The 13,293-nt window shown below is 56.1% G+C and carries 13 protein-coding genes; 11 read left to right on the plus strand and 2 right to left on the minus strand.

Annotation, left to right across the window (positions count from 1 at the left end; all coding sequences use genetic code 11):
* Positions 1-134 precede the first annotated feature (134 nt).
* The 10 genes from livK to ugpQ all read left to right on the plus strand — a co-directional run bounded on the left by livK (position 135) and on the right by ugpQ (position 10,303).
* Positions 135-1,244 (plus strand): high-affinity branched-chain amino acid ABC transporter substrate-binding protein LivK, encoded by a 1,110-nt coding sequence (gene livK, locus Y71_RS01500; protein WP_007369700.1) that lies wholly within the window; start codon positions 135-137, stop codon positions 1,242-1,244.
* Positions 1,245-1,298: 54 nt separating this feature from the next.
* Positions 1,299-2,225, plus strand: coding sequence for a high-affinity branched-chain amino acid ABC transporter permease LivH (livH, locus tag Y71_RS01505; RefSeq protein ID WP_007369701.1), 927 nt, complete (start codon positions 1,299-1,301; stop codon positions 2,223-2,225).
* Positions 2,222-3,499 (plus strand): high-affinity branched-chain amino acid ABC transporter permease LivM, encoded by a 1,278-nt coding sequence (locus tag Y71_RS01510; protein WP_007369702.1) that lies wholly within the window; start codon positions 2,222-2,224, stop codon positions 3,497-3,499. Before livH ends, Y71_RS01510 begins: the two co-directional genes overlap by 4 nt.
* Positions 3,496-4,263, plus strand: a complete 768-nt coding sequence (livG, locus tag Y71_RS01515; protein WP_007369703.1) for a high-affinity branched-chain amino acid ABC transporter ATP-binding protein LivG — start codon at positions 3,496-3,498, stop codon at positions 4,261-4,263. The genes Y71_RS01510 and livG overlap by 4 nt, the downstream gene beginning before the upstream one ends.
* 1 nt (position 4,264) lies before the next feature.
* Positions 4,265-4,978: a high-affinity branched-chain amino acid ABC transporter ATP-binding protein LivF gene (livF, locus tag Y71_RS01520; protein ID WP_035888915.1), complete on the plus strand. Its 714-nt coding sequence runs from the start codon at positions 4,265-4,267 to the stop codon at positions 4,976-4,978.
* 365 nt (positions 4,979-5,343) lie between these two features.
* Positions 5,344-6,660 carry a sn-glycerol-3-phosphate ABC transporter substrate-binding protein UgpB gene (gene ugpB / locus Y71_RS01525; RefSeq protein WP_035941994.1) on the plus strand — a complete coding sequence of 439 codons (1,317 nt, stop codon included), beginning with the start codon at positions 5,344-5,346 and terminating at the stop codon, positions 6,658-6,660.
* A gap of 101 nt (positions 6,661-6,761) precedes the next feature.
* Positions 6,762-7,649 (plus strand): sn-glycerol-3-phosphate ABC transporter permease UgpA, encoded by an 888-nt coding sequence (gene ugpA / locus Y71_RS01530; RefSeq protein ID WP_007369706.1) that lies wholly within the window; start codon positions 6,762-6,764, stop codon positions 7,647-7,649.
* The gene (ugpE, locus tag Y71_RS01535; RefSeq protein WP_007369707.1) at positions 7,646-8,491 is read left to right on the plus strand and encodes a sn-glycerol-3-phosphate ABC transporter permease UgpE; all 846 of its coding nucleotides are present in this window, start codon (positions 7,646-7,648) and stop codon (positions 8,489-8,491) included. The genes ugpA and ugpE overlap by 4 nt, the downstream gene beginning before the upstream one ends.
* 1 nt (position 8,492) lies before the next feature.
* Entirely contained in the window at positions 8,493-9,566 is a 1,074-nt protein-coding gene (locus Y71_RS01540; RefSeq protein ID WP_007369708.1) for a sn-glycerol-3-phosphate import ATP-binding protein UgpC, read from the plus strand.
* A complete protein-coding gene (gene ugpQ, locus Y71_RS01545; RefSeq protein WP_007369709.1) occupies positions 9,563-10,303 on the plus strand; it encodes a glycerophosphodiester phosphodiesterase in 741 nt (246 codons plus the stop codon). Before Y71_RS01540 ends, ugpQ begins: the two co-directional genes overlap by 4 nt.
* Here the strand turns inward: ugpQ and Y71_RS01550 are convergent.
* Entirely contained in the window at positions 10,297-10,713 is a 417-nt protein-coding gene (locus Y71_RS01550) for a DUF2756 family protein (protein ID WP_007369710.1), read from the minus strand. The two genes, ugpQ and Y71_RS01550, sit on opposite strands and share 7 nt — an antisense overlap.
* A gap of 126 nt (positions 10,714-10,839) precedes the next feature.
* Here Y71_RS01550 and ggt point away from each other — a divergent pair, with 126 nt between their 5' ends.
* Positions 10,840-12,597: a gamma-glutamyltransferase gene (gene ggt, locus Y71_RS01555; protein WP_370520908.1), complete on the plus strand. Its 1,758-nt coding sequence runs from the start codon at positions 10,840-10,842 to the stop codon at positions 12,595-12,597.
* A 34-nt stretch (positions 12,598-12,631) separates the two neighbouring features.
* Here ggt and yhhY read toward each other — a convergent pair whose 3' ends face one another.
* Positions 12,632-13,123 (minus strand): N-acetyltransferase, encoded by a 492-nt coding sequence (gene yhhY, locus Y71_RS01560; protein ID WP_007369712.1) that lies wholly within the window; start codon positions 13,121-13,123, stop codon positions 12,632-12,634.
* Positions 13,124-13,293: the final 170 nt, after the last annotated feature.

The raw sequence follows: 13,293 nt of genomic DNA on the forward strand, positions 1-13,293 counted from the left end.
GTTTTTGCCAAAAAACTGCGCTAAACCATTAAAGGCGCTGGTAAAAATAGCGTTGTGCATTAAAAGTACAGAATGCTTTTTAACCATAAAAAAACAAAATTATTACACGACATCACGAATGGGGATTTACAACAATGAGAAGGAACGCGAAGACATTAATCGCGGGAATGGTTGCACTTGCGATGTCTCACGCGGCCGTGGCGAAGGATATTAAAGTGGCGGTTGTTGGGGCGATGTCCGGTCCTGTTGCGCAGTGGGGCGACATGGAATTTAATGGCGCGCGCCAGGCTATCCACGATATCAACGCCAAAGGCGGAATCAAGGGCGACAAACTGGTTGCTGTTGAGTACGACGACGCCTGTGACCCGAAACAAGCCGTTGCCGTAGCGAACAAAATCGTTAACGACGGTGTGAAATATGTAATTGGCCATCTCTGCTCCTCCTCCACGCAGCCTGCATCTGATATCTACGAAGACGAAGGTATTCTGATGATCACGCCAGGCGCGACGAATCCGGAACTGACTCAGCGCGGCTATCAGCACATTATGCGCACCGCCGGGCTGGACTCTTCGCAGGGGCCGACCGCCGCGAAATACATTCTGAATTCGGTTAAACCGCAGCGTATCGCCATCATTCACGATAAGCAGCAGTACGGAGAAGGTCTTGCTCGTTCCGTGCAGGAAGGGCTGAAAGCTGGCGGCGCAAACATTGTCTTTTTTGATGGCATCACCGCCGGGGAGAAAGATTTCTCCGCGCTTATCGCCCGTCTGCAAAAAGAAAATATCGATTTTGTCTACTACGGTGGTTATTACCCGGAGATGGGACAAATGCTGCGCCAGGCGCGCGCCAGCGGACTGAAAACCCAATTTATGGGGCCGGAAGGCGTGGGTAACGCTTCTCTGTCTAACATCGCGGGCAATGCGGCGGAAGGCATGCTGGTGACGATGCCGAAGCGCTATGACCAGGATCCGGCGAACCAGAGCATCGTCGATGCCCTGAAAGCGCAGAAGAAAGATGCGAGCGGGCCATATGTGTGGATCACATACGCTGCCGTGCAATCGCTGGCGACCGCGCTGGAGCGTACCGGCAGCGACGATCCGCTGACGCTTATCAAAGATTTAAAAGCCAACGGGGCTAAAACCGTGATTGGGCCGCTGAACTGGGATGAAAAAGGCGATCTGAAAGGATTTGAGTTTGGCGTCTTCCAATGGCACGCCGATGGTTCGTCCTCTGTGGCGAAATAACTGTCATCCCGCTTCCTGGGCGCAATGTCCGGGAAGTTTTAAGAAGGTTAAGTTATGTCCGAGCAGTTTCTCTATTTTGTGCAGCAGATGTTTAACGGCGTAACGCTGGGAAGCACCTATGCATTGATCGCCATTGGTTACACCATGGTTTACGGCATCATCGGCATGATCAACTTCGCCCACGGCGAGGTTTACATGATCGGTAGCTATGTCTCCTTCATGATCATCGCCGCGCTGATGATGATGGGCATCGACAGCAGCTGGCTGCTGGTCGCCGCCGGTTTTGTTGGCGCCATCGTGATCGCCAGCGCATACGGCTGGAGCATCGAACGGGTGGCCTATCGCCCGGTGCGTAACTCCAAGCGCCTGATTGCGCTGATCTCCGCCATCGGCATGTCCATCTTCCTGCAAAACTACGTCAGCCTGACCGAAGGTTCGCGCGATGTGGCGCTGCCGAGCCTGTTCAACGGCCAGTGGGTTGTCGGTAGCAGCGAAAACTTCTCTGCTTCTGTCACCACCATGCAGTTGGTGATCTGGATTGTGACTTTCGTGGCGATGCTGGCGCTGACGCTGTTTATCCGTTACTCCCGTATGGGCCGCGCCTGCCGCGCTTGTGCAGAAGACCTGAAAATGGCCAGCTTGCTGGGCATTAACACCGACCGCGTTATCGCGCTGACCTTCGTGATCGGTGCGGCAATGGCGGCGGTGGCTGGTGTGTTGCTGGGCCAGTTCTACGGCGTGATCAACCCCTACATCGGCTTTATGGCCGGGATGAAGGCGTTCACCGCAGCGGTGCTGGGCGGTATCGGCAGCATTCCTGGCGCGATGATTGGCGGGCTGATCCTCGGTGTTACCGAATCGCTCTGCTCTGCGTATCTCAGTACGGAATATAAAGATGTGGTTTCGTTCGCGCTGTTGATCGTGGTGCTACTGGTAATGCCTACCGGTATCCTGGGCCGCCCGGAGGTGGAAAAAGTATGAAACCGATGCATTTTGCGATGGCGCTGCTTTCCGCCGCGATGTTCTTCGTGCTGGCTGGCGTCTTTATGGGTGTCCAGCTTGAGCTGGATGGCACCAAACTGGTGGTGAACACCGCTGCGGATATCCGCTGGCAGTGGATCATCATCGGTACTGCCGTGGTCTTTTTCTTCCAGTTGCTGCGACCGCTGTTACAGAAAGGCCTGCGCGGCGTTTCCGGTCCGAAATTCGTTCTGCCGGCTATCGATGGCTCAACGGTAAAACAGAAACTGTTCCTGCTGGCGCTGCTGGTTATCGCCGTGGCGTGGCCGTTTGTGGTGTCGCGCGGCACGGTGGATATCGCCACTATGACGATGATTTATATCATCCTCGGCCTTGGGCTGAACGTAGTCGTGGGGCTTTCCGGCCTGCTGGTGCTGGGCTACGGCGGTTTTTACGCCATCGGTGCCTATACCTTCGCACTGTTGAACCACTATTACGGGCTGGGTTTCTGGACCTGCCTGCCGCTGGCGGGGCTGGTTTCCGCGGCTGCCGGGTTCCTGCTGGGCTTCCCGGTTCTGCGTCTGCGCGGCGACTATCTGGCGATTGTGACGCTCGGCTTCGGTGAAATCGTCCGTATCCTGCTGTTGAATAACACCGAAATTACCGGCGGCCCGAACGGCATCAGCCAGATCCCGAAACCGACGCTGTTCGGCCTGGAGTTCAGCCGTACTGCGCGAGAAGGCGGCTGGGATACCTTCAGCAACTTCTTCCATGTGTCCTATGATCCGAATGACCGCGTGGTTTTCCTCTATCTGGTCGCGCTGTTGCTGGTCGTGGTCACGCTGTTTGTCATTAACCGCCTGCTGCGTATGCCGCTTGGCCGTGCGTGGGAAGCGCTGCGTGAAGATGAAATCGCCTGTCGCTCGCTGGGCCTGAATCCGACGCGCATCAAGCTGACCGCTTTTACCATCAGCGCCGCGTTTGCCGGTTTTGCCGGAACGCTGTTCGCTGCCCGCCAGGGGTTTGTCAGCCCGGAATCCTTCACCTTTGCCGAATCTGCTTTTGTGCTGGCGATTGTGGTGCTGGGCGGTATGGGCTCGCAGTTTGCGGTTATTCTCGCGGCCATCCTGCTGGTGGTTTCCCGCGAGTTGATGCGTGATTTCAATGAATACAGCATGTTGATGCTGGGTGGTTTGATGGTACTGATGATGATTTGGCGTCCGCAAGGCTTGCTGCCGATGACCCGTCCGCAGTTGAAATTGAAAAACGGGCAAGCGAAAGGAGAGCAGGCATGAGTCAGCCATTGTTATCCGTAAACGGTCTGATGATGCGCTTCGGTGGTCTGCTGGCGGTGAACAACGTCGCGCTGGATCTGCATCCACAAGAGATCGTTTCGCTGATTGGTCCGAACGGTGCGGGGAAAACCACCGTATTTAACTGCCTCACTGGTTTCTATAAACCGACCGGCGGCACCATTATGCTGCGTGATAAGCACCTCGAAGGGTTGCCGGGCCAGCAAATCGCGCGGATGGGCGTGGTGCGTACTTTCCAGCACGTGCGCCTGTTCCGTGAAATGACGGTGATTGAGAACCTGCTGGTTGGCCAGCATCAGCAACTGAAAACCGGCGTCTTCTCCGGCCTGCTGAAAACTCCGTCATTCCGCCGCGCACAAAGTGAAGCGCTGGATCGCGCCGCAGTGTGGCTGGAGCGTATCGGTTTGTTAGCCCACGCTAACCGCCAGGCCAGTAACCTGGCTTACGGCGACCAGCGTCGTCTGGAGATCGTCCGCTGCATGGTAACGCAGCCGGAGATCCTGATGCTCGACGAACCTGCGGCCGGCCTGAACCCGAAAGAGACCAAAGAGCTGGACGAATTGATCGTCGAGCTGCGTAACAACCACAACACCACCATTCTGCTGATTGAGCACGATATGAAACTGGTGATGGGGATTTCCGACAGGATTTATGTGGTGAACCAGGGGACGCCGCTGGCGAACGGGACGCCGGAAGAGATCCGTAACAATCCGGACGTGATCCGCGCATACCTGGGTGAGGCATAAGATGGAAAAAGTGATGTTATCTTTTGACAAAGTCAGCGCCCACTACGGCAAGATTCAGGCGCTGCACGATGTCAGTCTGCACATTAATCAGGGGGAAATCGTGACCCTGATCGGCGCTAACGGCGCGGGCAAAACCACCCTGCTGGGCACCCTGTGCGGCGATCCGCGTGCGAGCAGCGGGCACATTATATTTGACGGCAAAGAGATCACCGACTGGCAGACCGCGAAAATCATGCGTGAAGCGGTGGCGATTGTGCCGGAAGGGCGTCGTGTCTTCTCACGAATGACTGTGGAAGAGAACCTGGCGATGGGCGGTTTCTTCGCCGATCGTGAACAGTTCCAGAGCCGCATTGAGCGGGTTTATGCGCTGTTCCCGCGTCTGCATGAACGGCGTATTCAGCGTGCGGGCACCATGTCCGGCGGCGAACAGCAGATGCTGGCGATTGGCCGCGCGCTGATGAGCCAGCCGCGTTTGTTGCTGCTGGATGAACCGTCGCTGGGCCTGGCACCTATCATCATTCAGCAAATCTTCGACACCATCGAGCAGCTGCGTAAAGAAGGGATGACCATCTTCCTGGTGGAGCAGAACGCCAACCAGGCGCTGAAGCTCGCCGATCGCGGTTACGTGCTGGAAAACGGCCACGTGGTGCTGGAAGATACCGGCGACGCGCTGCTGGCGAACGAAGCGGTGCGCAGCGCTTATCTCGGCGGGTAACTCCTTGAGGTAACAGTATTTAAACCGGCCTCCAGGGGCCGGTTTTTTTATCAAATTTTATGCGGGCAAGTATCCTGGCGGCTTGTCGATATACCTGACAAGCTGAGTCGCCGGGCGATTCATGTAATAAAAAGGCTTCTCTGCGACAGAGAAGCCTTTTTACCTTTACGGGCGGCATCATCGAATCGCCGATGAGCCGCCATTTTTCCGTCACCGTACCATCATCTCTGCGACATTTTCCTGACGCCTGGCTGTCATCTGATTGTAATTAAAAGGTTATTTTTCTGTAATTCGAGCGTGTCATGTTACCTCGCGAGCATAAAAACGCGTGATATCGCGCATCCCGCATAACAAGAGAGATCACAATGACAACGTTACGGCATACCGCTTTGGGTCTGGCTATGGGGTTAGTTTTTGCAGGCAACGCCATGGCTGCAACCACCATTCCGTTCTGGCATTCGATGGAAGGGGAGTTAGGTAAAGAAGTTGACTCCCTGGCGCAACGTTTCAATGACACACACCCGGATTACAAAATTGTTCCGGTCTACAAAGGCAACTATGAGCAGAGCCTGAGCGCAGGTATCGCTGCGTTCCGTACCGGTAACGCGCCTGCCATTTTGCAGGTTTATGAAGTGGGTACCGCCACCATGATGGCGTCCAAAGCTATCAAGCCGGTGTATCAGGTGTTTAAAGATGCCGGTATCAACTTTGATGAAAGCCAGTTCGTACCGACCGTTGCCGGTTATTACACCGATTCTAAATCCGGTCATCTGCTTTCTCAGCCGTTTAACAGCTCCACGCCGGTGCTGTACTACAACAAAGATGCCTTCAAAAAAGCCGGTTTAGATCCGGAGCAGCCGCCGAAAACCTGGCAGGATCTGGCCGCTTACACCGAGAAGCTGAAAGCGGCCGGAATGAAATGCGGTTACGCCAGCGGCTGGCAGGGCTGGATCCAGATTGAAAACTTCAGCGCCTGGCACGGTCTGCCGGTGGCGACCAAAAATAACGGTTTCGACGGTACTGATGCGGTGCTGGAGTTCAACAAGCCGGAGCAGGTGAAACATATCGCCATGCTGGAAGAGATGAACAAGAAGGGCGATTTCAGCTACTTCGGGCGTAAAGACGAATCCACCGAGAAGTTCTACAACGGTGATTGCGCCATTACCACGGCTTCTTCTGGCTCGCTGGCGGATATTCGTCACTACGCCAAATTCAACTACGGCGTGGGCATGATGCCTTACGACGCTGACGTGAAAGGCGCGCCGCAGAACGCCATCATTGGCGGAGCCAGCCTGTGGGTGATGCAGGGCAAAGATAACGCGACCTACAAAGGCGTGGCGCAGTTCCTCGACTTCCTGACGAAACCGGAAATTGCTGCCGAATGGCACCAGAAAACCGGTTACCTGCCGATCACCACTGCCGCTTACGATTTGACCCGCAAGCAGGGTTTCTATGACAAAAATCCGGGGGCTGATATCGCTACGCGTCAGATGCTGAACAAGCCGCCGTTGGCGTTCACCAAAGGTCTGCGTCTGGGCAACATGCCGCAGATCCGCAGTGTTGTCGATGAAGAGCTGGAAAGCGTGTGGACCGGTAAGAAAACCCCGCAACAGGCGCTGGATTCTGCCGTTGAGCGTGGTAACCAGCTGCTGCGCCGTTTCGAGCAGTCAACGAAGTCCTAATGTAGAAATGCCGGGTGGCGGCTTTGCCTTACCCGGCCTGCACATGCTTGCAGGCTGAATAAGCGGAGCGCCACCCGACACGGTTCAGGAAGCAAATCGCAATGTCATCATCCCGTCCGGTGTTCCGCTCGCGCTGGCTGCCCTATTTGCTGGTTGCCCCGCAACTGGTTATCACCATTATTTTCTTTATCTGGCCTGCGGGCGAAGCGTTGTGGTACTCGGTACAAAGCGTGGATCCGTTCGGGCTTTCCAGCCAGTTTGTCGGGCTGGACAACTTTATCGCGCTGTTTCATGACGGCTATTATCTGGATTCGTTCTGGACCACGATGCGTTTTAGCGCGCTGGTGACCTTTAGCGGCCTGTTTGTCTCGCTGTTTTTTGCGGCGCTGGTGGACAACGTGGTGCGCGGCAGCCGTATCTACCAGACGCTGATGCTGCTGCCTTATGCGGTTGCGCCAGCCGTTGCCGCCGTACTGTGGATCTTCCTGTTTAACCCCGGGCGCGGGTTGATTACCCATTTTCTGGAACAGTTCGGCTACAACTGGAACCACGCGCAAAACAGCGGCCAGGCGATGTTTCTGGTGGTTTTTACCTCGGTGTGGCAGCAGATCAGCTACAACTTCCTGTTCTTTTTCGCTGCGTTGCAATCGATTCCCCGCTCGCTGGTCGAGGCGGCGGCTATTGATGGCGCCGGGCCGGTTCGCCGCTTCTTCAAACTGTCGCTGCCCCTCATCGCGCCGGTCAGTTTCTTCCTGCTGGTGGTGAACCTCGTTTACGCCTTCTTCGATACCTTCCCGGTGATTGATGCCGCGACCGCTGGTGGCCCGGTGCAGGCAACCACGACGTTGATTTATAAGATCTACCGCGAAGGGTTTGTCGGCCTGGATCTTTCTGCTTCGGCGGCGCAGTCGGTGGTGCTGATGGTGCTGGTAATTGTGCTGACGGTTATCCAGTTTCGCTATGTTGAACGTAAGGTGCGCTACCAATGATTGAGAATCGCCCCGGACTGGCGCTGTTCAGCCATATCATGCTTATTCTCGGTGTCGTCGTGGTGCTGTTTCCGCTATATGTCGCCTTCGTGACCGCGACGCTGGATATCAACGCCGTCTATGACACGCCGATGACCTTAATTCCTGGCACTCACCTGTGGGAAAACCTGCGCAACATCTGGATGAACGGCGTCGGCGTAAACAGCGCGCCATTCTGGCTGATGCTGACCAACAGCTTCATCATGGCGCTGGCGATCACGGTGGGCAAAATCACGGTGTCGATGCTGTCGGCTTTCGCTATCGTCTGGTTCCGCTTTCCGCTGCGTAACCTCTTCTTCTGGATGATTTTCATCACCTTAATGCTGCCGGTCGAGGTGCGTATTTTCCCGACGGTGGAAGTGATCGCCAACCTGAAGATGCTCGACAGCTACACCGGTCTAACGTTGCCGCTGATGGCGTCGGCCACCGCGACATTCCTGTTCCGCCAGTTCTTTATGACCCTGCCGGATGAGCTGCTGGAAGCCGCGCGCATTGATGGCGCCTCGCCAATGCGTTTTTTCCGCGACATTGTGCTGCCGCTTTCCAAAACCAACCTGGCTGCACTGTTCGTGATCACTTTTATCTACGGCTGGAACCAGTATTTGTGGCCGCTGCTGATTATCAACGACGTCAACCTCGGCACTGCCGTAGCGGGCGTGAAAGGCATGATTGCCAGCGGTGAAGGCACCACGCAATGGAACCAGGTGATGGCAGCGATGCTGCTGACGTTGATCCCCCCGGTCGTTATCGTTTTAGCCATGCAGCGCGCGTTTGTGCGTGGTTTAGTGGACAGTGAGAAATAAGATGGCAGGTTTAAAATTACAGGCTGTAACCAAAAGCTGGGACAGCGGCAAAACGCAGGTAATTCAACCGCTGACGCTGGACGTCGCGGACGGTGAATTTATCGTGATGGTTGGCCCGTCGGGCTGCGGGAAATCAACGTTGCTGCGTATGGTTGCCGGGCTGGAGCGCGTCTCCAGCGGCGATATCTGGATCGACACCCAGCGCGTGACCGAAAAGGAGCCGAAAGATCGCGGTATTGCGATGGTGTTCCAGAACTATGCGCTCTACCCGCATATGAGTGTGGAAGAGAACATGGCGTGGGGGCTGAAAATCCGCGGTATGGGCAAAGCGCACATTGCCGGTCGGGTGGCGGAGGCGGCGCGTATTCTTGAACTGGATGGTTTGTTGAAGCGCCGTCCGCGCGAGTTGTCCGGTGGTCAGCGTCAGCGCGTGGCGATGGGTCGCGCTATTGTGCGCGATCCGGCGGTGTTTCTCTTTGATGAACCGCTGTCGAACCTCGATGCTAAATTGCGCGTGCAGATGCGTCTGGAGTTACAACAACTGCACCGCCGCCTGAACACCACTTCGCTGTATGTCACGCACGATCAGGTTGAAGCGATGACGCTGGCACAACGCGTGCTGGTGATGAATAAAGGCGTTGCTGAACAAATCGGAACGCCAGTGGAAGTGTATGAAAAACCCGCCAGCCGTTTTGTGGCGAGCTTTATCGGCAGCCCGGCGATGAACCTGCTGGAGGGCCGCATCAATAGCGAGGGCACCCATTTTGAACTGGGAAGCGGTATGGCGCTGCCGATCAACTGGTACTACCGCGGCTACGCCGGGCGCAAAATGACGCTGGGTATCCGCCCGGAACATATTGCGTTAAGCTCACAGGCCGAAGGTGGCGTTCCGCTGGTGATGGAGACGCTGGAGATGCTCGGCGCAGACAACCTGGCGCACGGCCGCTGGGGCGAGCAGAAGCTGGTGGTTCGCTTATCGCATCACGAACGCCCGGCTGCGGGCAGCACGTTGTGGCTGCATCTGCCGGAAAATCACCTGCACTTATTTGATGGTGAAACAGGACAACGCGTATGAGTAACTGGCCTTATCCCCATATTGTCGCCCATCGCGGCGGCGGGAAACTGGCTCCGGAAAACACGCTGGCGGCAATCGACGTCGGCGCGAGTTACGGGCATACCATGATTGAGTTCGATGCCAAGTTGTCGAAAGACGGCGAGATTTTCCTGCTGCATGACGACAACCTTGAGCGTACCAGCAATGGCTGGGGCGTGGCGGGCGAACTGGCGTGGAGTGATTTGCTGAAAGTGGATGCCGGCGGCTGGTTTAGCGGCGAATTCAAAGGCGAGCCGCTGCCGCTGCTTTCGCAGGTGGCGGAGCGTTGCCGCCAGCACGGCATGATGGCGAATATCGAAATCAAACCCACCACCGGCACCGGTCCGCTGACCGGCAAAGTGGTGGCGCTGGCCGCCCGCGAATTGTGGGCAGGCATGACCTCGCCCTTGCTCTCTTCGTTTGAAATCGATGCGCTGGAAGCCGCTCAGCAAGCCGCGCCGGAACTGCCGCGCGGCCTGTTGCTTGACGAGTGGCGCGATGACTGGCAGGAACTGACCACGCGCCTCGGATGCGTCTCCATCCATCTCAATCACAAGCTGTTGGATGAAGCGCGAGTGCGCATGCTGCGCGACGCGGGCTTACGCATTCTGGTTTACACCGTAAACCAACCCGCGCGCGCTGCCGAGCTGTTGCGCTGGGGTGTGGACAGCATCTGCACCGATAAAATCGACGATATCGGGCCGAACTTCCGTTATTGAGAGGTGGTCGACGGCGGCGTGCTTTGCAGCATGTTGCCGTTTTGACTCTGCGGCAGCATATGCTGCTGCGTCGTCATCCCGCCAGAAGCCGTTCCGCCGCTTAACATTCCGCTACCGGTATTTGGCAGCACTTGCTGGCCCTGGTTAAGCGCGCCGGGCTGCGCCTGTTTAATCCGCTGTGAGTTGTTATTCATTTGCGTTTGCAGATTTTGCTGTTGCAGGCGGCTTTGCGTCTGCTGTTGCTGCCTCAGCATGCCCTGCTGCTGTTGCTGCTGGTTGAGCATTTGCGTCTGCATCCGCTGCTGGCTGGGGATCACATATCCCGGCTGGTTTGGGTTATTCGTCGGGTTTAGCGGCTGTGCAAAGGCGCTAAAAGGCAGCAGAGCCGCCAGAATCAGTAAATGTTTCATCGTTGTTCCCTCCTGTTGAGGCTTCCTTTCAGTTTACTTGCTTTCATTCATGAAAATGATTTTTTAAGAGTTGTGAACCAGGCTTAAGCGGGAACTGTAGCCCCTTACCTGGGAGTAACGACGATGATGAAACAGAAGTTTGCGCGTTGGATGCTGATTGCCGCGCTGACAGCGGGAGGGTGTTTTAGCGTTGCGGCTGCGCCGCCAGAAGGGCAGGCAACCGCGCCGCCGCCGGTCTCGTACGGTGTTGAAGCCGATGTCTTCCACCCGGTGGTTGCGAAGCAAGGCATGGTGGCTTCGGTAGATGAAGCCGCGACGCGCGTCGGCGTCGATATTCTGAAGCAGGGTGGTAATGCCGTTGATGCGGCCGTCGCAGTGGGTTATGCGCTGGCGGTCACGCATCCGCAGGCCGGTAATCTCGGCGGCGGCGGTTTTATGTTGATTCGTACCAAAGAGGGGAAGGTCACGGCGATCGATTTCCGGGAAATGGCGCCCGCCGCCGCCACGCGCGATATGTTCCTCGACGATCAGGGTAACCCGGACAGCAAAAAATCCCTGACCTCACATCTGGCATCCGGGACGCCCGGCACGGTGGCAGGTTTCTCAATGGCGCTGGAAAAGTACGGTACGCTGCCGCTGAAGAAAGTGGTGCAGCCGGCCATTAAACTGGCGAAGCAGGGTTTTGTGGTCAACGATGCGCTGGCGAACGATCTGAAAACCTACGGCAGTGAAGTGCTGCCAAATCATGAAAACAGTAAAGCGATCTTCTGGAAGGATGGCGAACCGCTGAAAAAGGGCGACAAACTGGTGCAGAGCAATCTGGCCAGAAGCCTGGAGATGATTGCGGAAAAAGGGCCGGACGCCTTCTACAAAGGCGCTATCGCTGAGCAAATCGCCCAGCAGATGAGCAAAAACGGCGGGCTTATCACCAAAGAAGATTTAGCTAATTACAAAGCCGTGGAGCGCACGCCGATCAGCGGCGACTACCGCGGCTATCAGGTTTACTCCATGCCGCCGCCCTCTTCCGGCGGGATCCATATCGTTGAGATCCTCAATATTCTGGAGAACTTCGATCTGGCGAAATATGGCTTTGGTAGCGCCGATGCCATACAGGTGATGACCGAAGCGGAGAAATACGCCTATGCTGATCGCTCCGAATATCTCGGCGATCCGGACTTCGTCAAAGTGCCGTGGCAGGCGCTGACCAACAAAGCGTATGCCAAATCGATCGCCGCACAGATTGATCTCAATAAAGCCCGCCCTTCCAGCCAGATCCGCCCTGGCAAGCTCGAACCCTACGAGAGCAACCAAACCACGCACTATTCGGTGGTGGATAAAGAGGGCACGGCGGTGGCCGTCACCTATACCCTGAATACGGTTTTTGGCACCGGTATTGTGGCCGGTAATACCGGCATCCTGATGAACAACGAAATGGATGACTTCTCCGCCAAACCCGGTGTGCCAAACGTGTATGGTCTGGTAGGCGGCGATGCGAACGCGGTTGGGCCGGGCAAACGGCCGCTGTCGTCGATGTCGCCAACCATTGTGCTGAAAGACGGTAAAACCTGGCTGGTGACCGGCAGCCCTGGCGGCAGCCGGATTATTACCACGGTGCTGCAAATGGTGGTGAATTCCATTGATTTCGGGATGAACGTCGCGGAAGCCACCAACGCACCGCGCTTCCACCATCAATGGTTGCCGGATGAGCTGCGCGTCGAAAAAGGCTTTAGCCCGGATACGCTGAAACTGCTGGAACAGAGAGGGCAAAAAGTGGCGGTGAAGGAGGCGATGGGCAGCACGCAGAGCATTATGGTGGCGCCGGACGGTACACTGTATGGCGCGTCGGACCCGCGCTCGGTGGATGATTTAACGGCCGGATATTGAATGATTTCCCTCTCCCGCAGGGAGAGGGAATGGCTTAGGCTTTCATGCGCGCCATAAAGTACGAATCGACAAACTCACCGTTACGCAGCGCATAACGTTTTCCGGTGCCTTCAATTTCAAAACCGAATTTACGGTACACCGCCAGCGCCGGAGCATTATCGACAAACACGGTTAGCTCAATTCTGTCGATGCGCAGCCAGTTGTCGCACAGGTTGATCATCTCGCGCATCAGCGCGCTGGCGACGCCACGGTTATGAAACGCCGACGAAACCGCCATGCCAAAGGTGGCAACGTGGCTGCGGCGCGGGTTTTGTTCCACCATCAGCGTCAGGTTTCCGGCCAGTTGATTATCAATGCAGGCGACCAGTTGACGGCGTCCTGGCTGTGGTTTCAGGCGATCTTCCCAGAGTTCGGCAGGTGGATGCGGTAGCTGTAGCAGGTTGTGATACACCTCAGGTAGCGCATAGAACTGACGTAAATCTTCGGCATCGCGCGCTTCGGCATGGCGTATCACTATCTCACTCATCCTGCTTCTCCATTTGGTTAGGTTTACCCATACCTTCCGGGCTTTCATAAAAAGCGTCAACTGCCATTTTTTGCAAAAAGGTGTAGACAAGTGCGAATGATAATGATTATTATTGCCATGCATTCAGGGAAACCGTTGCGGTAATCCTGAAAGCACGACATTGCTCACAT

Origin of the sequence: Kosakonia radicincitans DSM 16656 (assembly GCF_000280495.2) — a bacterium.
Classification (GTDB): Bacteria; Pseudomonadota; Gammaproteobacteria; order Enterobacterales; family Enterobacteriaceae; genus Kosakonia; species Kosakonia radicincitans.